This is a genomic window from Ruegeria sp. AL12, from assembly GCF_056540885.1.
On sequence record NZ_JBQFXN010000007.1, the window covers coordinates 1 to 22,047 of the forward strand.

Sequence of the window (22,047 nt, forward strand, 5' to 3'; positions counted from 1 at the left end):
CGCGCGTTGCGCGGCGCCGGGCCCAAGGCCAAACGTGGCATCAGCGAAGCTGATGGTGCGATTTGGGCGTGGGAGCTCTTGAGGGCGGTTGATTACCCGGCTCGCCGCCTCGGCAAGCCGGTCGCGCAGGTGCTTAGACTTGCCGCACAGCCCCTTTTGCTGCGCTTGTCGTCAGCTTGGCATAGGCCTTGAGCGCGGTTGACACCTTGCGCTTGCGCGGTGCGGCGGGCTCCCACCCCTTTGCGTCCTGTTCTTCGCGGCGGGTGGCCAGCTCTTCATCCGAAACCGCCAGATGAATGGTGCGGTTGGGGATGTCGATCTCGATCGTGTCGCCATTCTGAACCAGACCGATCTCACCGCCTTCGGCCGCTTCGGGTGATACATGTCCGATCGACAGGCCTGATGTGCCGCCCGAGAAACGGCCATCGGTCAGCAACGCGCAGGCTTTGCCAAGTCCTTTGGACTTCAGATATGACGTCGGATATAGCATTTCCTGCATCCCCGGGCCTCCGCGCGGGCCTTCATAGCGGATGACGACCACATCGCCTTCTTTCACCTTGCCCGTAAGAATGTCGTTGACCGCCTGATCCTGACTTTCGCACACGTAGGCCGAGCCGGTGAATTTCAGGATATTGGCGTCCACGCCAGCAGTTTTCACAATACAGCCGTCGCGGGCGATATTGCCGAACAGAACGGCCAGACCACCATCTTGGCTGAACGCGTGTTCTTTCGAACGAATCACGCCGCCTTCGCGGTCGGTGTCCAGTTCCTTGTACCGGTTGGACTGGCTGAACGCCTGTGTGGTGCGCACGCCGCCGGGGGCGGCCTTGAACAGCTCCTGCGCCTTTGGATTGTTGGCGACCTTGATGTCCCAGTTGGCGATCGCCTCGCCCATTGTGGCCGAATGTACCGTGTTGCATTCCTCGTGCAGCAGGCCTGCGCGGCTGAGCTCTCCGAGGATCGAGAAGATACCTCCGGCGCGGTGGACGTCTTCCATGTGCACATTTTCGGTGTTGGGCGCGACTTTGCACAGGCAGGGAACGCGGCGGCTCAGGCGGTCCATGTCGGACATGGTGAAATCGACGCCACCCTCATGCGCGATGGCCAGCAGATGAAGCACCGTATTGGTGGACCCGCCCATGGCGATGTCGAGGCTCATGGCGTTTTCGAATGCTTCGAAGGTGGCAATCTCGCGTGGGAGAAAACCTTTTTCGTCTAGGTCATAATGGCGCTTGGTGATCTCGACGATGCGGCGGCCTGCCTCAAGGAACAGCTCTTTGCGGTCGGCATGTGTCGCCAGTGTCGAGCCGTTGCCCGGCAGGGCCAGGCCCAACGCTTCGGCCAGACAGTTCATCGAGTTCGCAGTGAACATGCCAGAACAGGACCCGCAGGTCGGGCAGGCATTCTCTTCGATGTGTTGAACCTGTTCGTCGGTGAATTTGTCGTCCGCCGCGGCGACCATGGCGTCGACGAGGTCGATTTTCTTGGCATCCAGATCTGCGATATCGATCTTGCCGGCCTCCATCGGCCCGCCCGAGACAAATATGGCAGGGATGTTCAGGCGCATCGCGGCCATCAGCATGCCGGGGGTGATCTTGTCGCAATTCGAGATGCAGACCATGGCGTCGGCACAATGCGCGTTGACCATGTATTCGACCGAATCCGCAATGACTTCGCGCGAGGGCAGCGAATACAGCATCCCGTCATGGCCCATTGCGATGCCGTCATCCACCGCGATCGTGTTGAATTCTTTTGCGACGCCACCGGCGGCCTCGACCTCGCGCGCAACCATCTGACCCAGGTCCTTTAGGTGGACGTGACCGGGCACGAACTGGGTGAACGAGTTGACGATGGCAATGATCGGTTTGCCAAAATCATCGTCTCCCATGCCGGTGGCGCGCCAAAGGCCGCGTGCGCCAGCCATGTTGCGGCCGTGGGTTGAGGTTCTGGATCGGTACAATGGCATGATGCTGTTTCCCTGTTGCCTCGGGTTGCATGTCTTGGGGTTCGTGCGTTATAGCGCACGTACCACATGTGCGCTATAACGCACAAGAGGATTCGCGGGACGACGAGATGAACTCTGACGATATAACGCTGAAACTGCGAGACGTGCGTGCGGCATCGGGCCTGAGCCTGTCGAAAGTGGCCGAGATGACGGGCGTGAGCAAAGCCATGCTGGGGCAGATCGAGCGCGGCGAATCCAGCCCGACCATCGCAACGCTGTGGAAAATTGCCAAGGGGTTTCAACTGCCGCTCAGCGCGTTGATCGATACGGTGAACGGGGACCCTTCGGTTTTTCAGACCGTAACTTTCCCCGGCACGATCGAGGTCAAGATCGTCTTTCCATTCGATCCCGCTCTGGGGGCCGAGACGTTCCACGTCAACCTCAAGCCGAACCAAAGCCACGATTCGCCCGCCCACGCGACAGGCGTGACCGAGGAGGTCTTTGTTCTGAACGGCACGCTTGAGATCCTGCGCGGAGACGAGTGGGTTTCCCTACAGGCCGGGCAGGGGTTGCGTTTCGCGGCCGATCTTCCGCACGGATATCGCGCCGGTCCAACGGGGGCGGCCTTTCTGAACATGCATCATTACGCCCAACACACCGAATTTGTAGAGAACGGCAAGGCCCATTCATGACCGCATTTTTCGACAGCCTGACCATCGTCGACGCCATCGGCTCTTTCGGGGCTCTGATCGTGGTCGCCGCGTATTTCGCAACACAGATGCGAATGATGAACTCGGATGATCTGGCCTTTCCCGTGATCAACCTGCTGGGCTCGGTGCTGATCGTCTATTCCCTGCTCCAGAACTTCAATCTCGCATCAATGTTGATCGAAGGGTTCTGGATTCTGATCAGCCTCATTGGGATTATCCAACATTTCCGCCTGCGCAGCGCCAAGTGAGCGCTATCCAGCCTTGAACCCCTATGCCGCCGGGTATAGGGAAAAATCAAGCGCGCTTAGGGGAGGCTTTGATGCAGGACGATCCAAAAACCGTCGTATCCACCGAATGGCTGGCCGCGCATATGAAGGATCCGGATCTGCGGATTCTGGACGGGTCGTGGTATTTGCCCGCGCAAAATCGTGATGCACGGGCGGAATATGACGCAGGCCACATCCCCGGGGCGCGGTTCTTTGACATAGACGAGATATCAGACCACCGTTCCGACTTGCCGCATATGGCGCCTCCGGTCGAGAAATTCATGTCGCGCCTGCGGGCGATGGGTGTGGGCGACGGTCATCAAGTCGTGGTTTACGATGGTGCTGGGCTGATGTCGGCTGCGCGCGTCTGGTGGCTGTTCCGTCTGATGGGGCAGGAAAACATCGCAGTTCTGGATGGTGGATTCCCCAAATGGCAGGCGGAAGGGCGCGAGGTCGAAGACCTGCCGCCAGTCATCCGTGATCGTCATATGACCGTCCGGGTGCAAAATCAGCTTGTTCGGGATGTCACGCAAGTTTCCGCCGCCGCCAAGCTGGGTGATCATGAGATCATCGACGCCCGCTCTGCCAGCCGGTTTTCCGGGGCCGAGGCCGAACCGCGCGAGGGGCTGCGCTCGGGGCATATTCCGGGTTCACGCAATGTCCCCTTTGGCCAGTTGCTGAACGCCAATGGTACCATGAAGTCGCCGGAAGAGTGCCGCGCCATATTCGAGGCCGCGGGCGTCGATCTGTCGAAACCGGCGATCACCTCGTGCGGGTCTGGCGTGACCGCCGCGATCCTCAGCCTTGCGCTTGAACGCATGGGCAAGAAAGACCACTCGCTTTATGACGGCTCATGGGCTGAATGGGGCGCCTTCCCGACCCTGCCCGTCGCAACCGGAGAGACCTGATGTTCGAGAACCTGAAACCGCAGCCTGCCGACAAGATCCTGGCGCTGATGCAGATGTACCGCGAAGACCCGCGTGATCAGAAGATCGACCTGGGCGTTGGCGTCTACAAAAACGCGGAAGGTATCACCCCGGTCATGCGCGCCGTCAAAGCGGCCGAGCAGCGCGTCTGGGAAGAGCAGGAAACCAAAGCCTATACCGGGCTGGCCGGCGACCCGGCCTATGCGGATGCGATGATCGGGCTGATCCTCGGCACCTCGGTTCAACGCGGCAACATCGCCGCCGTGGCGACACCGGGCGGCACCGGCGCCTGCCGTCAGGCCTTCGAGATGATCCGTATGGCCAACCCGTCGGCCCGCGTCTTCGTGTCGAACCCGACATGGCCGAACCACTTGTCGATCCTGAACTACCTGGGGATCGAGACGGTTCCATACCGCTATTTCGATGGTGACACACGTGGCGTCGATTTCGACGGCATGATCGAAGACCTGAAGACCGCCAAGGCGGGTGACGTGGTTCTGCTGCACGGTTGCTGCCACAACCCGACCGGCGCCAACCTCAACATGGTTCAATGGCAGGAGGTCGTGAACCTGATCAACGCACTTGGCCTCGTTGCGATGATCGACATCGCCTATCAAGGCTTCGGCGACGGTCTGGAAGAGGATGCGCAAGCAACACGTCTGGTCGCGTCTTCGGTCAAGGAATGCCTGATAGCGGCGTCATGCTCGAAGAATTTCGGCGTGTATCGCGAACGCACCGGTTTGCTGATGGCCATCAGCGCCGATGCCGGGCAGACCGCTTTGAACCAGGGTACATTGGCATTCCTGAACCGCCAGAATTATTCCTTTCCGCCCGACCACGGCGCACGTGTTGTGACCACGATCCTGATGGACGAAGCCCTGCGCGCCGACTGGATGGCAGAACTGGAAGAGGTGCGCCTGTCGATGCTGGGCCTGCGTCGCCAACTGGCCGACGAACTCCAGCGTCTGAGCGGCTCGGACCGCTTTGGTTTCATCGCCCAGCACCGCGGCATGTTCTCGCGCTTGGGTGCGGCCCCGGAGTTGGTCGAGAAGCTGCGCGTTGAACACGGCATCTACATGGTTGGCGACAGCCGCCTCAACATCGCCGGTCTGAACGCCAACACCGTTCCGATCCTTGCACAGGCGATTGTCGACGTCGGCGTCTGATTTTCAGGCATTGCCAAACAAAAAAACCCGGGCATTCGTGCCCGGGTTTCTTGTTTGGGTGGAGGTGGGCTCAGCCTTTCGAGAATTCGGGATAGGCTTCCATGCCCAGTTCGCCCATGTCGAGCCCGTTGATCTCTTCTTCCTCGCCCACCCGCAGGCCGACGGTGGCCTTGAGGATCGAGAACAGGATGAAGCTGACCACGAAGACGAAGATCCCGATGGCTGCGAAGCCGATGATCTGGGTCACGAAGGACGCATCACCGTTGGTCCATGCCACGATGAAGGTGCCCCAGAAGCCTGCGATCAGGTGAACCGGGATGGCGCCGACCACGTCATCAATCTTCATCTTGTCCAGCAGCGGCACGGTGTAGACCACGATCACGCCGCCGATGCCGCCGATGATCAGCGCCTGGAACAGCGACGGTGCCAGCGGTTCGGCGGTGATCGAGACCAGCCCGGCCAGCGCGCCGTTCAGAACCATGGTCAGGTCGACCTTGCCATACATCACCTGTGTCAGGATCAGGGCGGCGACGGCACCGGCGGCGGCGGCCATGTTGGTGTTGGCGAAGATACGGCTGATGTCGGCCATGTCACCGATCGTGCCCATGGCCAGCTGCGAGCCGCCGTTGAAGCCGAACCAACCCAGCCACAGGATGAACGTCCCCAGGGTTGCCAGCGCCAGGTTCGAGCCGGGGATAGGCACAACTTTGCCTTCCTTGTTGTATTTACCGATGCGCGGGCCCAGTACGATGGCACCGGCCAGAGCTGCGAAGCCACCTGCGGCGTGAACCAGGGTCGAGCCGGCGAAGTCGCTGAAGCCCATCTCGGACAACCAGCCGCCACCCCACTGCCAGGACGCTTCGATCGGGTAGATGATGCCTGTCAGGACGATCACGAAAAAGAAGAAGGGCCACAGTTTGACGCGCTCGGCCATGGTGCCCGATACAATGGACGCGGTGGTGGCGCAGAACATCAGCTGGAAGAAGAAGTCCGATCCGACGGACGCATATGACAGGTCGGTTTCGACACCTGCTAGACCAACCGGTTCCAGTGAGGTTGGCGAGAACGCGCCCAGAATGCCGGTGATGGTCCAGCCGTCGCCCGGATACATCAGGTTGAAGCCCACCAGCCAATACATGATGGCTGCAAAGGAAAACAGGCCCATGTTCTTGATCAGCTGCATGGCAACGTTCTTGGAACGCACCAGGCCGGCTTCGAGCATGGCAAAGCCCGCGGCCATCCAGAATACCAGAAAACCGCCGACCAGAAACAACAGCGAAGTCAGGATGTATTGCGTATGCTGCGCAGTCTCGCCGGTGGCCTCTTGCGCCAGGCCCATCTGCGGCAGCGCGACGATCGCCGCGGCAGGAATGAGAGATTTCATCAGGTTCATGTTCAGTCCTCGAATGATTGTCGGTCGCGGCGCTTACAGCGCCTCTTCGTTGGTTTCCCCGGTCCGCACGCGCAGCGCCTGCTCGACATCGAGGACGAAAATCTTGCCGTCGCCGATCTTTCCGGTCTTGGCGGTTTTGGTGATGGTCTCGACGATCTGGTCGGTCATCGCGGCAGGCACCACGATTTCCAGCTTGATCTTGGGCACGAAGTTCACCGCGTATTCGGCCCCCCGATAGATTTCGGTGTGGCCGGATTGCGAGCCGAAGCCCTTGATCTCGGTCACCATCATGCCGCGCACGCCGGCCTCGGTCAGTGCTTCGCGCACCTCCTCCAGCTTGAACGGCTTGATTGTCGCAATGATCAGTTTCACGTCTTTCCCCTCTGGTTCTCCGGTGGAACCGGTTTGTTTGCACCTGCAGAAAAATGCGCGACTGATCGTGGTAAGAAACGGCTCTTGAGGGCCAAAGGATCGCCAAACGGCGAAAAGTTGCACATTATTTGCACAAAATAGGCACGCTGATTAAATAATAGGCAGTATTGTGAGGGGAAATTTCGGAAATTCGGACCTCTACATACTCAGATCACCGGGGTATGGTGGCGCAAAAGAAAACCCGGGCAGAGTTTGAGCATGACTGAGTCCAAGCGACGCAAGCCGAAATTGGTTGCGGATAAAAGGTACCCGTCAAAGGGTCGTAAACCGTCGGCATCCAAGCGCCCGGCGGGCAAGAAGGCGACGGCTCGCAAAACCACCTCACGCAAAACTGCGCGCAAAAAGACGCGCAAAAGATCGGGGGGCAAAGGCGGCGGCATCTTGCGTCGTTTCTTCCGTTGGGTCTGGCGCATGGTCTGGGGTCTGACCTGGCGGGTCGGAGCGGTCGTGGCCATCCTGATCGCCCTGGCGGTGGGTGTCGTCTATTCCTCGTTGCCTGAGTTGGATGCCTTGTTGGACGGCCGTGCGCGCGGGTCTGTCACGCTGCTGGACCGCGACGGCAAAGTGTTTGCCTGGCGGGGCGACCAGTTTGGCGGGGTGATCACTGCTGATACGGTGTCGCCGCATCTGAAAAACGCCGTCATCGCGACCGAGGACAAACGGTTCTATCGCCATTTCGGGGTCAGCCCGCGCGGTGTGGCAAGCGCCGTGCGCATCAACCTGAGCGAAGGGCGCGGCCCGTTGTCCGGGCATGGCGGGTCAACCATAACGCAGCAAACGGCCAAACTGCTGTGTCTGGGCGTGCCTTATGATCCGACAGAATGGGAATCAGAGGCCGCCTATGAAGCCGATTGCCGTCAGGGATCGCTGTGGCGCAAGGCCAAAGAGGCCATTTATGCAATGGCAATGGAGGTGAAATACTCCAAGGATGAGGTTCTGACGATCTACCTGAACCGGGCTTTCCTTGGTGCAGGCGCGCGCGGGTTCGAGGCCGCAAGCCAGCGGTACTTTGGCAAGTCCGCCGCCGAAGTCTCGCCGGCCGAGGCAGCTATGTTGGCCGGGCTGTTGGTTGCGCCCACGCGCTATGCGCCAACGAACAATCTGCAACGGTCGCAGGACCGGGCCCGCCTTGTAATCGGTCTGATGGAGGATCAGGGCTATCTGACCGCTGCGCAGGCCAGCGAAGCCCGGGCGCGCCCGGCCCAACTGTCCGAGGCGGCGGCTGCGCGGGCCGGGGGGTATTTTGCAGATTGGGTCATGGCCAGCGGGCCCGAGTTCTTTACCCGCAACACGACCGAAGATGTGGTGATCCGGACCACCTTGGATCAGCGCATTCAGACCTCTGCGGAAGAGGCGCTGAAGTTCATCTTTCAGGAAAAAGTGCGCGAAGGATCAAAGGCGCAGGCGGCCATTGTGGTGATGTCGGCCGACGGTGCGGTGCGCGCGATGGTTGGTGGGCGCAAGACACGCGTGTCTGGCGCGTTCAACCGGGCGACGCAGGCGTTGCGACAGACAGGGTCATCGTTCAAGCCATTCGTTTACGCCACCGCGCTGGAACTTGGATATTCGCCGCTGGATACGGTGATGGATGAACCCTATTGCGTCGATATTCCGGGGTCAGGCCAGTGGTGCCCCAAGAACTACACCAACAAGTATTATGGGCGGGTGACCTTGGCGGATGCGCTGAAAAACTCGCTTAACATACCGGCGGTGAAAGTGGCCGAGATTTCCGGCCTGGACAATGTTCGGACGGTCGCCAGCGGCTTTGGGATTGCCAGCGACCTGGCACAGGGGCCTGCGCTGGCGCTTGGTGCATCTGAAAGCACGTTGATCGAGATGACCGGGGCTTATGCAGGCATCCTGAATGGTGGGTCACAGGTTGAACCTTATGGGCTGACCGAACTGAAGCTGCTGGGCGACGAAACACCCGTCATGGTCACGACGACCGGTATTGGCGAGAGGGTGATCAATGAAAAGGCCGCCAAACAGCTGACCTGGATGATGGAGCGCGTGGTCTCTGAAGGAACCGGCGGGCGGGCCAAATTGCCCGGCTGGCAGGTGGCCGGCAAGACCGGAACGACCCAGGCCGCGCGCGACGCGTGGTTCATCGGGTTCACGGCGGATTATGTGACCGGGGTCTGGATGGGGTATGATGACAACACGCCCTTGTCCGGCGTGACCGGTGGTGGCTTGCCGGCCGAGATCTGGAAAGAAACCATGCTGCGCGTGACCGAGGGGATGACACCCACGCCCTTGCCGATGATGGCGCCGGAACCACCGGTTCAGGTTGCCCAGCCGCAGCCCCGCCGAAAGCGCGGAGGTTTTGCCAATGACATCAACAATCTGCTGAAGAACATTTTCGGCGGCAACTAAAGCAATCTCGAAACGCCAAAACAAAAAAAGGCGGTGCCCGGTGCACCGCCTTTTGGTTTTTCTTACTTTCGTCACTCAGACGCTTGCGTCCAATGCAGATAGGATCGCGTCGCCCATTTCGCTGGTCGAGACGGGCTGAACGCCCTCATCCGCAAGCAGGTCGCCGGTGCGAACGCCGTCGGCCAGAACCTTCTCGATCGCAGCTTCCAGCCGATCGGCTTCCTCACCCTGATCAAAGCTGTAGCGCAGAGCCATCGCAAAGCTGAGAATGCAGGCGATCGGGTTGGCTTTGCCCTGACCCGCGATATCGGGGGCGGATCCGTGTACGGGCTCGTACATCGCCTTGGGGCGTCCATTGGCCATCGGCGCGCCCAGCGATGCCGACGGCAGCATACCCAGAGACCCGGTCAGCATCGCGGCGCAGTCGGACAGGATGTCACCGAACAGGTTGTCGGTCAGGATCACGTCGAACTGTTTCGGCGCGCGCACCAGCTGCATGGCACCGTTGTCGGCGTACATATGGCTCAGCTCAACTTCGGGGTAGTCAGCGGAAACGCGGTTGACCACTTCGCGCCACAGGATGCCCGATTCCATCACGTTGGCTTTTTCCATCGAGCACAGCTTTTTGTTCCGGCGCATCGCCAGTTCAAAGGCCGAGCGTGCGGCGCGTTCAATCTCGGATTCGGTGTAACGCTGGGTGTTGATGCCGACGCGTTCATTGCCTTCCTCGAAGATGCCGCGTGGTTCACCGAAATAAACGCCCGAGGTCAGTTCGCGCACGATCATGATATCCAGACCGGCAACGATGTCTTTCTTCAGCGACGAGAAGTCAGCCAGCGCGTCAAAGCACTGGGCCGGGCGCAGGTTCGAATACAGGTCCATTTCCTTGCGCAGGCGCAGCAGGCCGCGCTCGGGCTTCAGGCTGAAATCCAGATCGTCGTATTTCGGACCGCCGACAGCGCCCAGCAGAACCGCGTCGACCTCTTGCGCCTTGGCCATCGTCTCATCGGACAGAGGCTTGCCGTGGGCGTCATAGGCGGCACCGCCGACCAGGTCCTCGCTCACGTCAAATTGAAGACCGCGATTGGCGCCGAACCAATCGATGATTCTGCGCACTTCGGCCATGACTTCCGGGCCAATTCCGTCTCCGGGCAGGATAAGGAGCGAAGGGTTGGACATGAAGGGTCTCCTTGCGTTTTGTTGCACAGGGCCTAGCGTCTGCGTTGCATCGGGTCAATGAGACGAACCTGCCAAAACAGAAGGAAAACACATGCTGACTCCTGGAAATCCGGTTCCTGCGCTGAAAATCGAAACTGTTGCCCATGGCAGCTTCGATCTTGACGCGGACAAGGGCGAAAACGGGACGCTGGTGATTCAATATCGCGGGCTGCATTGCCCGATCTGCATCAAGCAGATGGCCGAGGTCGAAGCGGCGCTGGATGATTTCGCGGCGCTGGGCGTCGAGGTCATCATGATCACCACCGATACAGCTGAGCGCGCGGCGGAAACCGCCGAAAAAGCCGGAGCGTCGCGCCTGCGTGTGGGCCACAGCCTTCCCCTGTCCGCCGCGCGGGATGATTGGGGCCTTAACATCTCGACCAAGCGCGAAGGCAGCGCCGAACCGGACTTGTTCGCAGAGCCGGGGCACTTCTACGTGGCACCCGACCGGACGCTGTACTATGCGTGGCAACAGACCACGCCTTTCGGTCGCCCGTCCATGTCGGATATTGCGGGTGGATTGAAATTCACATTGGGCAACAACTATCCCGCGCGTGGAACTTATACCGGCCCGCTTTGACCCTCAAAGAGCGGCTTTGAGCCCTTCTGCCAACAAATCCCAGACTCTGCGGATGCGCGGGGTCTGGCGCATGGCCTGAGGTGCGGCCAGCCACACGGGTAGAATCGGGATGTCCACATCCAGCGGCAGGATTTCCACGTCGGGGTCGGCTTGGGCAACCTGTACCTGGCTGAAGCCTATGCCACAGCCCGCCCGGATCAGTTCCCAATAGGCGCTTTGCAGGTCACAGCGGGTGGCGAAACTGTCGCGGCTGGCAGGCCACCCCTTTTCACGCATGGCTTTGATGATCTCCTGGTTCGCGTCAAACCCTACCAGATCATGCGTAAACAGTTCTTCGGGTGTCTTGGGGCGCCCCTTCCGATCCAGATAGGACTTTGCCGCACAAAAGCACAGCGGCACATCCCCGAGATAGCGGGAAATGAGATCCACCTGCGCCGGGCGATACATCCGCACAGCGATATCCGCCTCGCGATAGAGCAGATTCTCGGTGGTGTCAGTGGCCACCAGTTCCAGCTGGATCGTGGGCTCCTGCTTGCGGATGGACGCCAGTATCGGTGGCAGCAAGTGATGCGAGGCAAAGACGGATGCGGTGATGCGCACCGAACCTTCAAGCTGTTGCGATTGCCCCGCGGCGGCAAGGCTGAACGCGGTCATGGCGCTGTGCATCTGCTGGGCCATCGGCAAAAGCTGTGAACCCGCTTCGCTGAGCTTCAGACCACGCGCGTGGCGATCGAAAAGAGAGACACCCAGCTCATCCTCGAGGTTTTGGACCTGTCGCCCCAAAGTGGGCTGACTACGATTGAGATGTCGTGCGGCGGCAGACAGCGATCCCGTCTCGGCCACGGCCAGAAAGCATTGGATCAGAGACCAATCTGCATGTGTCAGAGCTTTGTCCATTCAGAAATGAATACATGTTCTGCGAATTGCGGCAATTCCCTGCGCGAAGTGAATGGGTAGATTGATCTCAGACAGGAGGCAAACATGGCACAATCTGCACTGGTACTGGGCGCAACAGGTCGTTTTGGACGCAACGCAGCCCTGGCGTTCAGGCGCGCGGGCTGGGACGTGACGGAATTTGACCGCAGGTCTGATTCGCTGTCACGGGCGGCGCGCGGCGTGGACGTCATCGTGAACGGATGGAACCCTCCCTATCCCGATTGGGCGCGCGATGTGCCGGTACTGACCAAACGGGTGATAGATGCGGCCTCAGATACGGGGGCGACCGTGATCGTGCCGGGCAATGTCTACGTATTTGGTGGAAATACGCCGGGTCCATGGTCGGGCGGGACGCCGCATCGGGCCAGCAATCCTCTGGGCCGGGTCCGGATCGAGATGGAAGAGGCCTATCGCGCATCAACCGTGCGCACCATCCTTTTGCGCGCCGGGGATTTCATCGACACCAATGCATCCGGAAACTGGTTCGATCAGGTCATGATCAAGCGTCTTTCGCGCGGTCAGTTCGTTTACCCCGGTGATCCGGACGCGCCGCACGCTTGGGCCTTTCTGCCTGATCTGGCCCGCGCCGCCGTCGCGCTGGCTGAGATGCGGCAAGACCTTCCCCGTTTCTGCGATGTTCCATTTGAAGGGTATACTTTGACCGGGACGCAGATTGCCCACTCGCTTTCACAAGTCACCGGCCGGCCGGTTGCAGTGCGGCGCATGAAATGGTGGCCTCTGCAATTGGCCCGTCCGTTCTGGCGCATGGCCCCTCATTTGATCGAGATGCGGTACCTCTGGCACGTGCCGCATCAATTGGATGGCGGCTATATGAAGGAACTGCTGTCCTCGTTTTCTGAAACGAAGCTGGAGGATGCCTTGCGTTCCGCCATTCCGCCCCAACGTGCCGCTTCATCGTCAACAACCGGGAACAGGGGCGAGGTTCTAGGGTAGGATTATGTCAACCCAGACCAGTCGATGCCTGCTGGCACGTCGGGCACTGTCGTACAGCATGTCACCTTCTACGGGCCAGACAATGCCGGTTTCCGAGATTTGCAGATCACTGGACGGCAACACGTAGTCAACGCGCATTTCCCCGGTGGCTTTCCATTCGACCGTTGCTGATGACCCCGATGGGTCCTTTGGCATCGGGTCCTGCACCTTGGGATCGGTCAAAAGCGCGCGAATGGCCTGCTTGTGGCCTTCTCCGCGGGTCGGGTCGAGATTGGCGTCCGCTGCTATCACGAAGGGGCCTTGAGGAACTGGCCCCAGACCGCCATTCAACAAAACCGACCACAGGCGAATCTCATCCCTGTTGCGCAGACCGTTGCGATCCTCGGGTCCGTCAAAAACCGGTGGGGCAGCGTGAAAGGTCATCAGGCTGAATCGCCCCTGCGGGGTTTCGATCGGAAGCACCCAATGCACGGTCGAGGACAGGCGCTGAATGTCGTGCGCAGCTTCAGACGGGAAGGGGAGCCCATCCCTGCGTGGCAAAGCAGCCCCAGGCTGATCTTTCCACCGCAGATCGGTGTAATCCTGAACGTCATCGGTCATGATTTCGAAACGGGACAACACCGCCACCCCTCCGTGGCCGGTGAACTTCCCCCAGCCCTGCGCGTCTCCGGGGCCTTGCGTTTTGCCATCACCGTCCAGATCCAGCGGCGTTTCCAGCCCAGCATTTGGTTGGGCGGAGAAGTGATAGGGGAAATCCAGGCCCGCATTGCGCAGTTTCTCGGACAGGGCGCTCAGGGCTGCGCCTTCGAGATCCCAGTCGATGCCTTGCAGGGCAATGACATCAGGTCGCGCAGCGGCAATGACCTCGACAACGGCTTCAACCTGCGCATCATCCCGCTGGATGTCGCGCAGCAGCAGGCCGGGGCCGTTTCTGCTGAGTTCAGTGTTGTAGGTGGAGATGCGATAAACCTCTGCCTGCACCGATAAAGGCAGCAGCAGCAGAACAAGGGCACGGATCATGCGGCTTGCGTTGTCTCGCTTGTCGAATAGGCACGGCGCTTTTCCACGATCAGACCCGCGATGCGAAGCGTCGCCATGCCGCGCATGATCATGCTGGCGGGCAGGAAGGCCCAGGCGCACATGGTCCAGATCAACGTTTGCGGATTGCTCAGCGAGATCGGGGCGACGACGCTGCTCATGAGCTTGATGACAGCCGGAATGAGGAAGGGAAGCAGAACGCCAATGCAGATATTCAGGCGACCATCGCGTTGCAGACGGGTAACGACATCGCCGCCCTTGGTGGGATCAAACAACGGTAGATTGGTCCACACGTTGAAGGCGCCATTGCCCGTGGGCCAGCCACGCACTTTGACCGCATAGGCAAAGCTGGCGACGGTGACCAAGGCGGCCACGTAGGCCACACTGGCTGCGATCCGAACCAATTCGATCAACGGCTGGCCCGCATCCAAAGGCAGCATCAGCACGATCAACCGAACCGGAGAATAGGGAAAGTCCGCGACATTCGCAACGGCCAGGCCCGCGGTGTAGGCGAACGCGGTCAGCTCAGTCGGCTCATAGGCGTTTTTGCAAACCAGGGTCAGAAAGGTGACCATCGACATCAGCCCGACAAACCGCAGACGGTTCACCGGCGGCGCATCGCGAAATTCAATAAAGCTGGGAAAGGCGGAATTGTACTCGGCGAATGTCAGGATGAACGCGAGAATCGCGAGGAAGACCAGAATCTCGGTCCCGTTCGTCGATGATACAGGCAGGTACAACGCGGGTGTCAGCACCATCAGTGCCACAAGTATTCCGCGTATCGCCGCCCCTGTTGTGCGCGCAATCACTATCCGAACCCTTTTTCAAACCGGATAAGTCGATCTTCGCCGACTTACATTCCAACTTGTGCCCATCGTCTCGAGTTTTTGACGGATGCCTCTTTAGCGCCAACATGGACGATAAGCGGCATTTCGCTCAAGACAGGGTGCAGAAAACACGTGATTTCGGGCAAAATGATGGCGCAACTGGTGCGGGATTGCATCATTTTCGACGCAAATCCGACGTGTATCTCAATGTGAGACCAAGATGTTGTGGTTCTGGTAAATTCAACCCCAAGAATGAGAATGGGGCCGCCTTGGCGACCCCGTTAGGTTGAGTATCCAAAGAATCGGCTCGGGCCTTACACCCAGGGGCGGGCCTGACTTGCGTGATCCTCGAATTTGTCGATGTGGTGGTCTTTCTCCATGGTCAGACCGATATCGTCCAGACCGTTCAGCAGACAGTGCTTGCGGTGCGGATCGATGTCGAATTCGATCACGACCCCATCCGAAGTGGTGATCTGCTGATCTTCCAGGTGCACGGTCATGCGGGCATTCTCACCCTTATGTGCGTCTTCCATCAGGATCGCGTGGTGTTCTTCTTCGACCACGATCGGCAGGATGCCGTTCTTGAAGCAGTTGTTGAAAAAGATGTCGGCAAAGCTGGTCGAGATCACGACCTTGATGCCGAAATCCTTGATCGCCCAGGGTGCGTGTTCGCGCGACGAGCCGCAGCCGAAATTGTCGCCGGCGACCAGAATTTCGGCCTCGCGATAGGCGGGCTTGTTCAGGACGAACTCTTCGTTCTCGCGCCCGTCATCATGATAGCGCATTTCATCAAACAGCACGACGCCAAGGCCGGACCGTTTGATGGTTTTCAGATGCACTTTCGGAATGATCATATCGGTGTCGATATTGATCAGTGGCATCGGGGCGGCCACCCCGTGGACTTTTTCAAACTTTTCCATGTCTGCACTCCTGCAGGAGAGGGCCGCGCCCGTATCCCGCGATTAAGCTTCTTTCGCTTTGGTTGTTTCGTCCTTGGGTGCGTTCTTGACGAAGAACGCCATGAACACCAATCCGAACCCGTTGAACAGCATCTCGATGCCCAGCAGGATACCCAGAAGGCTCAGCAAAGCGGCGGGTTCGCTGCTTGCATAAGACCAGATGATACCTGCGAGGATGATCGACAAGATGCCCGAGAACATCGTGGGCCAGAAAAACTGTGTTCCTTTCATCTGGAACGACAGAATGACCCGCGCGATGCCGCCTGCCATGAACAGGATCAGCATCACGGTTGCCAGCGTCAGTGTTCCCTGAAGCGGGTGATCCAGAAAGGACCAGCCCAGGAACAGCATGACCACACCCATGATGAGTGACAGAATCTTGTTGCCTGTGCCTTCGACGGTGAAACCGCCGACCACCTGCATCGCGCCCGCAATCAGCAGCAGCGCACCGGTCACGACCGTTACGGCAAGCGAAGCCGCAATCGCATTGCCCAGCGCAAAGACGCCGAACGCAATTGATAGAAGCCCCAGCAGGAGCCATTTGACCCAGTCACTCATTTGTTCAATCCCTCAAATATCTAGATATGAGGGCACCTTACATCAACTCACGGACGTCTGTCAGCCGTCCCGTGATTGCCGCTGCGGCAGCCATTGCCGGGCTCAGCAGATGTGTGCGCCCGCCCCGGCCCTGACGGCCTTCGAAGTTGCGGTTCGAGGTGGCGGCACAGCGTTCGCCCGGTTGCAACTGGTCGGGGTTCATCGCCAGGCACATCGAACAGCCTGCCAGACGCCATTCGAACCCGGCCTCTTTGAAGATGTCGGCCAGGCCTTCTTCTTCGGCCTGGGCGCGGACCAGCCCCGAACCCGGCACGACCATGGCGCGCATCCCGTCCTTGATTTTCTTGCCTTTCAGGATCTCGGCCGCGGCACGCAGGTCTTCAATACGTCCGTTGGTGCAGGACCCGATAAAGACGGTGTCAATCTCGACATCGCTCAGCTTCTGACCGGCCTTGAGACCCATATACTCGATTGACCGGCGGGCCGCCTCGACCTTGCCACCTTCGAAATCCTCGGGGTGCGGCACGGTTGCCGTGATCGGTAGAACATCCTCGGGGCTGGTGCCCCAGGTGACGACAGGCGCGATGTCTTCGCCACGAATCGTGACAACCTTGTCGAAATGCGCGCCTTCGTCGGTGTAGAGTGTTTTCCACCAATTCATCGCGGCTTCCCACTGCGCACCTTTCGGCGCATGCGGACGGCCTTTGACATATTCGAACGTGGTCTCATCCGGTGCGATCAGCCCTGCGCGTGCGCCGCCTTCGATGGCCATGTTGCAGACGGTCATGCGGCCTTCCATCGACAGGTTGCGGATGGCTTCACCGCAATACTCGATGACATAGCCGGTGCCGCCGGCGGTGCCGGTTTCGCCGATCACGGCCAAGGTGATGTCCTTGGCGGTCACGCCCGGCTGCAATTTGCCGGTGATTTCCACCTTCATGTTCTTGGATTTCTTCTGGATCAGGGTCTGCGTGGCCAGAACGTGTTCGACCTCGGACGTGCCGATGCCATGGGCCAATGCGCCGAATGCGCCATGGGTGGCGGTATGGCTGTCGCCGCAGACGACGGTCATGCCCGGCAGGGTCCAGCCTTGTTCGGGGCCGACGATGTGCACGATGCCCTGACGGACGTCATTCACCGGGTAATAGTGAATGCCGAAATCCCGGGCGTTCTTGTCCAGCGCTTCGACCTGAATGCGCGATTCCGGGTTTTCAATACCGTTCACCCGGTCCGGTGTGGTCGGAACGTTGTGGTCCGGCACGGCAATAGTCTTTTCTGGGGCGCGCACCTTGCGGCCCGCCATGCGCAGGCCTTCGAACGCCTGCGGGCTGGTGACCTCGTGGACCAGATGGCGGTCGATATACAGCAGGCAGGTTCCATCATCGGCTTCGTGCGCGACATGGGCATCCCAGATCTTGTCATAGAGTGTTTTGGGGGACATGTGTCCTCTCCCGTATGTAATGAGAAATAGCTGGCGAGTTGGCTCAGGCGACGGGTAGGCGCGCCAGGACCGTGCGGGCAGCCCCAAAGAACCGTTCGCGCAGACGCGCGCGGTCTTCCAGATTCTGTTCTTGGGCCACATTGAGTCTCATGCGGTTCAGATATACCGCGCCTTTGCTGCAATCAAGGTTCAAAACTGGTGTCAGACTTGCATCGCCTAGCATTGCTGTCCAAGCTGCCGTGCAGGAGGCGCGTATGAACCAAGACCTGATCCCCAGCTCGCTGACAGACCTTTACAACAACATGGTCGCGGGGTTCTCTTCCGAGCTTCAAGAACTGGTCGAGTTGGTGGTTACGCCGGGCTGGCGGCAGTATCAGTTGGTCATCATCCTTTTCATTTGGGCGCTGGCTTTCCTTCTGAAAGTTCTGACACAGCCGCGATGGGATGCCTGGACGCGCGCCCGCACCGGATGGCCGAAATGGCGGCTTCGCACCATGGTACAGCTGATGCAGCGGCTGACACTGGTCTATTTCGTGCTGCTGTCCTGGCTCTTGTATCAGGTTATGCAGCATGTCACCTGGCCGTCGCGCAGTTATCTCATTGGGATCATTGCAACTCTGGCAACTGCGTGGCTGGCGATTGCACTGGTGGCGAGGCTTGTCCGCAACCGGACGCTGCGACGGATATTCAAGTGGGCAATGTGGGTCTATGCAACGCTTGTTGCGTTGAATCTGACGGATGACGTGGCCGAATTCCTCGATGGGGTCGCGATTTCCGTCGGTGACCTGCATATTTCCTTGCTGGGCATTCTCAAGGCCATCCTGCTGATCGGAGTCCTGTTAACGCTGGCCCGCATCGGCACCCGCGCGGCCGAGCGTGGATTGCAGAGCAATGACGACATCACCCCGTCCATGCAGGTGTTGTTGGCCAAGGGAATTCAGGTGCTGCTGTATGGCGCGGTCTTTCTGGCTGCGATCCGCACGCTGGGCTTCGATCTGACCGGCATTGCGCTGTTGTCGGGCGCGATCGGCGTGGGCATCGGGTTCGGCCTGCAAAAAGTGGTGTCGAACCTCATATCGGGGATCATTATCCTGATGGATCGGTCGATCAAGCCAGGCGATGTGATCTCGCTGGGCGATACGTTCGGTTGGATCAATGCGCTGGGCGCACGCTATGTCTCGGTTGTCACGCGGGACGGGCGGGAATACCTGATCCCGAACGAGGACCTGATTACCAACCAGGTGGTGAACTGGTCGCATTCCGACAAATTCGTGCGGTTGGATCTGGATTTCGGCACCAGCTATGAGGATGACCCCCACAAAGTGCGCGCAACGGCGATCCGAGCTGTAAAGGCAGTGACCCGCGTATTGAGTGGTGGAAAACATGAACCGGTTTGCCATATCACCGGTTTTGGCGACAGCAGCGTGGATTACGTTCTGCGGTTCTGGATCAGCGATCCGACCAAAGGGCTGACCAATATCAGGGGAAATGTCTATCTTGCGCTGTGGGATGCGTTTCAGGACGAAGGCATCTCGATCCCCTTCCCGCAGCGCGAGGTTCGGCTTTTGTCGGAAAACGCAAACATGCAACAAATCGCAGAAGAGTGACCAACCCTGCGCGGGGCCGGACGCGCTTTCATTGAAATGTTGCATTCCCCTTGTTACCTTATTAGTACCCCGGCGCCGGGGTTTCACGGCGCGCAGCAAAGGAGGACTATGTCCTGTCACTACATACACAGGCGGGTTTGCCTGCCGAAGACGGGTCCCGTGTAATGGCCCACTCTCAGTCAATCAGCGACAAGCTGCTTGAGCGTATCCTTTCCTCACTTTCCGATGACAAGGCCGAAGACGTCGTGCAGATCAACCTGCAAGGAAAGTCGTCTGTCGCGGATCACATGGTCATTGCTTCGGGTCGGTCGACCCGTCAGGTCTCGGCCATGGCGGAAAAGCTGACGGATCGCATCAAGCAGGAATTCGGTTTCACCTCGAAGGTCGAAGGCAAGGATGCCGGCGATTGGGTGCTGATCGATACGGGGGACGTGATCGTCCATATCTTCCGCCCCGAAGTGCGCGAATTCTACCAGCTGGAAAAGATGTGGCTGCCACAGGGCGGCAGCGCCTCGGCGAACTGAGGCGCCATCCCGGCCCGTATTGAGGGGCCGGAGGCGAGAGAGATATGCGTATCAGCATAGTTGCGGTCGGGCGATTGCGCGCCGGACCGGAGAAGTCCCTGCTTGATGATTACCTGACCCGCTTTGACCGGACCGGCCGTGGCCTGGGCCTTGGTCCCGCGCGGGTGATCGAGGTCGAGGACAAGAAAAACGCAGGCATGGGGGCCGAAGCCGCGTTGCTGCGCAAGGCGCTGCCCAAGGGCGCGGTGATCTGTACGCTGGACGAACGCGGGCGCGTGATGTCCTCGCCCGATTTTGCCAGGAAACTGGGTAGTTGGCGCGATGCGGGGCGGCAGGATCTGGCGCTGATCATCGGCGGAGCCGACGGAATAGACCCTGCTTTGCGGGCGGAAGCCGACTTTTCCATCTCGTTCGGGTCGATGGTCTGGCCTCATATGCTGGTCCGTGTGATGCTGGCCGAGCAACTGTATCGGGCCGCGACCATTCTGTCAGGTGGCCCCTATCACCGGGTCTGACATGGCGCAGCTTCTGATCGTTTACCATTCGCGCACAGGTGGTGCCCGGCAGATGGCCGAAGCGGCGGCTGAATCGGCACGGGCAGAGACCGAGGTTGAGCTTGTGCCTGCGGATCAGGCGGGGCCGGAGGATGTGCTGGCCGCCGACGGCTACATCTTCTGCGCGCCAGAGAATCTGGCGGCGATCTCTGGCTTGATGAAGGAATTCTTCGACCGCTGTTATTACCCAGTTCTGGGACAGATCGAAGGTCGTCCATATGCGCAGATGATTTGCGCCGGGTCGGACGGAGAGAATGCAGCCCGCCAGATCGCACGGATAGCCACTGGCTGGCGGTTGAAAGAGGTCCAGTCGCCGCTGATTGTCTGCACGCACGCGCAAACGCCCGAGGCCATTCTGGCCCGGAAAACCATTCCGGAAGATCAGCTGGATCGGTGTCGCGAGATCGGCGCCGCGCTGGGTGCGGGCCTGGCCATGGGGATTTTCTGAAGGTCAGTTCAGTTCGACCAATGTCGTGTCTTCGTTCCAGCCATCCACATTGCACCGGGCCTGAATCTGCACCTGTGAAACGTTTTCCGGAATCACCACGCCGCCAAGCGAGCGGGTAAAAGGTTGTTCTGTCTCGTGCGGGTGGTGCAGCACCCGCATTCCCAGTTCATTCCCGTCCATGTCCAGAACGCGCCAGCCGTCGGCGTAATGATCCCAGCCTGTATCGGGATGCCGGATCGTCACGTCGAACCGCCATGTGTCACCGGTGGCACTGGCGCGGACCTGTTCGATTGTCGGCGGGTCGGCAAGGGCAGGTACAGCCAGAAAGGCACTGAGAATCACATATCGCATGGTTCGAACCTAGGGTTTAATGCTGCGCTTGGGGATCACGTCTCTGTGTTCTGGCGTTGGGCCATGAGGATTGCGCGGGAATGCGACGCAAACTCGCGGCGATACAGGACACCGAATGTGATCATCGTGCCCAACACCAATGCCATCGGCCCAAGAAACCACGCCAGCGAAGCAAGGGCGAAATAGGTGGCGCGGAGACCGCGGTTGAAGCTTCGGGCGGCGGTCACGCAGATCTCGGCCGCCTGACCGGCCCTAGGATAGGCGTTTGGGTCCTCAGGATCGTTGGGGACCGAGGCCATCAAAACGGCGCAATACCCAAAAAGGCGATGTGCCCAGACGTATTTCAAAAAAGCATTGGCCAGCAGCAGGACAACCACAAGTATCTTGATTTCCCAGACCATCGCCGGTGCGCTGCCGATGGCAAGATCCGTCGCCACCCCGGCCAATCGTTCGGTATTGCCCAACAGGGCCAGACCGCCCCCGATGGCAATCATCGTGGTCGAGGCGAAAAAGGTGCTGCCTTGCCGCATGGCAGCCACGACCTGTGCATCGAACATCCGTGGCTGACGCGTCACCATCTCGTGCATCCAGTCGCGGCGGTAGCCATCCATCACAAGGGCGACGGACGGCTTCTGTGGTGACGGGTGTTCGATCTTCCATCCGATCCACAGCCACGCACCCAGCAATATTGCAATGGCAGCATAATCCAGAGGGGAAAATAGGGCGGCACGTTCGATCCAGGTCATGGCGCGACAGTACGACCGGACATCGCAACTTGCCAGAGTGGTGAATTGGTAATATTATTTTACCAAAGGGAGGGATGCCATGAGGGAGGGATGCC

24 protein-coding genes are annotated in these 22,047 nt (G+C 59.7%); 11 read left to right on the plus strand and 13 right to left on the minus strand.

Features of this window, described 5'->3' with window-relative positions; all coding sequences use genetic code 11:
* Positions 1–133: 133 nt before the first annotated feature.
* Positions 134–1,966 carry a dihydroxy-acid dehydratase gene (gene ilvD / locus ACR0C6_RS16090; RefSeq protein ID WP_480447159.1) on the minus strand — a complete coding sequence of 611 codons (1,833 nt, stop codon included), beginning with the start codon at positions 1,964–1,966 and terminating at the stop codon, positions 134–136.
* Between the two features lie 107 nt (positions 1,967–2,073).
* Between ilvD and ACR0C6_RS16095 the strand changes: the two genes are divergently transcribed.
* The 4 genes from ACR0C6_RS16095 (at position 2,074) to ACR0C6_RS16110 (ending at position 5,013) form a co-directional block, all read left to right on the plus strand.
* Positions 2,074–2,637 carry a helix-turn-helix domain-containing protein gene (locus tag ACR0C6_RS16095; RefSeq protein WP_480447160.1) on the plus strand — a complete coding sequence of 188 codons (564 nt, stop codon included), beginning with the start codon at positions 2,074–2,076 and terminating at the stop codon, positions 2,635–2,637.
* Positions 2,634–2,903, plus strand: a complete 270-nt coding sequence (locus tag ACR0C6_RS16100) for a CBU_0592 family membrane protein (RefSeq protein WP_152459709.1) — start codon at positions 2,634–2,636, stop codon at positions 2,901–2,903. The genes ACR0C6_RS16095 and ACR0C6_RS16100 overlap by 4 nt, the downstream gene beginning before the upstream one ends.
* A gap of 71 nt (positions 2,904–2,974) precedes the next feature.
* Positions 2,975–3,829, plus strand: a complete 855-nt coding sequence (gene sseA, locus ACR0C6_RS16105; protein ID WP_480447161.1) for a 3-mercaptopyruvate sulfurtransferase — start codon at positions 2,975–2,977, stop codon at positions 3,827–3,829.
* Complete coding sequence (locus ACR0C6_RS16110) at positions 3,829–5,013, plus strand: amino acid aminotransferase (protein WP_480447162.1); 1,185 nt, start codon at positions 3,829–3,831, stop codon at positions 5,011–5,013. The genes sseA and ACR0C6_RS16110 overlap by 1 nt, the downstream gene beginning before the upstream one ends.
* Before the next feature lie 70 nt (positions 5,014–5,083).
* Here ACR0C6_RS16110 and ACR0C6_RS16115 read toward each other — a convergent pair whose 3' ends face one another.
* Both ACR0C6_RS16115 and ACR0C6_RS16120 read right to left on the minus strand, forming a co-directional pair.
* A complete protein-coding gene (locus ACR0C6_RS16115; RefSeq protein ID WP_171230246.1) occupies positions 5,084–6,406 on the minus strand; it encodes an ammonium transporter in 1,323 nt (440 codons plus the stop codon).
* A gap of 33 nt (positions 6,407–6,439) precedes the next feature.
* Positions 6,440–6,778 (minus strand): P-II family nitrogen regulator, encoded by a 339-nt coding sequence (locus ACR0C6_RS16120; RefSeq protein WP_152459713.1) that lies wholly within the window; start codon positions 6,776–6,778, stop codon positions 6,440–6,442.
* A gap of 258 nt (positions 6,779–7,036) precedes the next feature.
* On the opposite strand from ACR0C6_RS16120, the gene ACR0C6_RS16125 reads away from it, so the two are divergent.
* Positions 7,037–9,211 (plus strand): transglycosylase domain-containing protein, encoded by a 2,175-nt coding sequence (locus ACR0C6_RS16125; RefSeq protein ID WP_171171870.1) that lies wholly within the window; start codon positions 7,037–7,039, stop codon positions 9,209–9,211.
* Between the two features lie 75 nt (positions 9,212–9,286).
* Here the strand turns inward: ACR0C6_RS16125 and leuB are convergent, their stop codons facing one another.
* Positions 9,287–10,390 (minus strand): 3-isopropylmalate dehydrogenase, encoded by a 1,104-nt coding sequence (leuB, locus tag ACR0C6_RS16130; RefSeq protein WP_171120093.1) that lies wholly within the window; start codon positions 10,388–10,390, stop codon positions 9,287–9,289.
* Between the two features lie 91 nt (positions 10,391–10,481).
* On the opposite strand from leuB, the gene ACR0C6_RS16135 reads away from it, so the two are divergent.
* Positions 10,482–11,009 carry a redoxin domain-containing protein gene (locus ACR0C6_RS16135; protein ID WP_480447165.1) on the plus strand — a complete coding sequence of 176 codons (528 nt, stop codon included), beginning with the start codon at positions 10,482–10,484 and terminating at the stop codon, positions 11,007–11,009.
* Positions 11,010–11,012: 3 nt separating this feature from the next.
* Here ACR0C6_RS16135 and ACR0C6_RS16140 read toward each other — a convergent pair whose 3' ends face one another.
* Entirely contained in the window at positions 11,013–11,906 is an 894-nt protein-coding gene (locus tag ACR0C6_RS16140; protein ID WP_152459717.1) for a LysR family transcriptional regulator, read from the minus strand.
* A gap of 84 nt (positions 11,907–11,990) precedes the next feature.
* Here ACR0C6_RS16140 and ACR0C6_RS16145 point away from each other — a divergent pair, with 84 nt between their 5' ends.
* Positions 11,991–12,899, plus strand: coding sequence for a Rossmann-fold NAD(P)-binding domain-containing protein (locus ACR0C6_RS16145; RefSeq protein WP_480620195.1), 909 nt, complete (start codon positions 11,991–11,993; stop codon positions 12,897–12,899).
* Here the strand turns inward: ACR0C6_RS16145 and ACR0C6_RS16150 are convergent.
* From ACR0C6_RS16150 to ACR0C6_RS16175, 6 genes are all read right to left on the minus strand, one after another.
* On the minus strand, positions 12,891–13,919 hold the full coding sequence (locus ACR0C6_RS16150) for an endonuclease/exonuclease/phosphatase family protein (RefSeq protein WP_480620197.1): 1,029 nt from the start codon (positions 13,917–13,919) through the stop codon (positions 12,891–12,893). The two genes, ACR0C6_RS16145 and ACR0C6_RS16150, sit on opposite strands and share 9 nt — an antisense overlap.
* Positions 13,916–14,746 carry a hypothetical protein gene (locus ACR0C6_RS16155; protein WP_152459720.1) on the minus strand — a complete coding sequence of 277 codons (831 nt, stop codon included), beginning with the start codon at positions 14,744–14,746 and terminating at the stop codon, positions 13,916–13,918. Before ACR0C6_RS16155 ends, ACR0C6_RS16150 begins: the two co-directional genes overlap by 4 nt.
* A gap of 332 nt (positions 14,747–15,078) precedes the next feature.
* Positions 15,079–15,684: a 3-isopropylmalate dehydratase small subunit gene (gene leuD / locus ACR0C6_RS16160; RefSeq protein WP_480620199.1), complete on the minus strand. Its 606-nt coding sequence runs from the start codon at positions 15,682–15,684 to the stop codon at positions 15,079–15,081.
* Positions 15,685–15,726: 42 nt separating this feature from the next.
* A complete protein-coding gene (locus tag ACR0C6_RS16165) occupies positions 15,727–16,281 on the minus strand; it encodes an HdeD family acid-resistance protein (protein ID WP_480620201.1) in 555 nt (184 codons plus the stop codon).
* Between the two features lie 37 nt (positions 16,282–16,318).
* Positions 16,319–17,722: a 3-isopropylmalate dehydratase large subunit gene (gene leuC, locus ACR0C6_RS16170; RefSeq protein ID WP_152459723.1), complete on the minus strand. Its 1,404-nt coding sequence runs from the start codon at positions 17,720–17,722 to the stop codon at positions 16,319–16,321.
* 43 nt (positions 17,723–17,765) lie between these two features.
* The gene (locus ACR0C6_RS16175; protein WP_224857982.1) at positions 17,766–17,861 is read right to left on the minus strand and encodes an isopropylmalate isomerase; all 96 of its coding nucleotides are present in this window, start codon (positions 17,859–17,861) and stop codon (positions 17,766–17,768) included.
* A 115-nt stretch (positions 17,862–17,976) separates the two neighbouring features.
* Here ACR0C6_RS16175 and ACR0C6_RS16180 point away from each other — a divergent pair, with 115 nt between their 5' ends.
* From ACR0C6_RS16180 to ACR0C6_RS16195, 4 genes are all read left to right on the plus strand, one after another.
* Positions 17,977–19,329, plus strand: coding sequence for a mechanosensitive ion channel family protein (locus ACR0C6_RS16180; RefSeq protein WP_171230251.1), 1,353 nt, complete (start codon positions 17,977–17,979; stop codon positions 19,327–19,329).
* Between the two features lie 164 nt (positions 19,330–19,493).
* A complete protein-coding gene (gene rsfS, locus ACR0C6_RS16185) occupies positions 19,494–19,853 on the plus strand; it encodes a ribosome silencing factor (RefSeq protein ID WP_058276550.1) in 360 nt (119 codons plus the stop codon).
* A gap of 44 nt (positions 19,854–19,897) precedes the next feature.
* Positions 19,898–20,368, plus strand: a complete 471-nt coding sequence (rlmH, locus tag ACR0C6_RS16190; protein WP_480620203.1) for a 23S rRNA (pseudouridine(1915)-N(3))-methyltransferase RlmH — start codon at positions 19,898–19,900, stop codon at positions 20,366–20,368.
* A 1-nt stretch (position 20,369) separates the two neighbouring features.
* Positions 20,370–20,855, plus strand: coding sequence for a flavodoxin family protein (locus ACR0C6_RS16195; RefSeq protein ID WP_171230253.1), 486 nt, complete (start codon positions 20,370–20,372; stop codon positions 20,853–20,855).
* A 3-nt stretch (positions 20,856–20,858) separates the two neighbouring features.
* Here ACR0C6_RS16195 and ACR0C6_RS16200 read toward each other — a convergent pair whose 3' ends face one another.
* Together ACR0C6_RS16200 and ACR0C6_RS16205 are read right to left on the minus strand one after the other, a co-directional pair.
* A complete protein-coding gene (locus ACR0C6_RS16200; RefSeq protein ID WP_480620205.1) occupies positions 20,859–21,206 on the minus strand; it encodes a hypothetical protein in 348 nt (115 codons plus the stop codon).
* A 35-nt stretch (positions 21,207–21,241) separates the two neighbouring features.
* Positions 21,242–21,952, minus strand: a complete 711-nt coding sequence (locus ACR0C6_RS16205; RefSeq protein WP_480620207.1) for a DUF599 domain-containing protein — start codon at positions 21,950–21,952, stop codon at positions 21,242–21,244.
* Between the last annotated feature and the right edge of the window lie 95 nt (positions 21,953–22,047).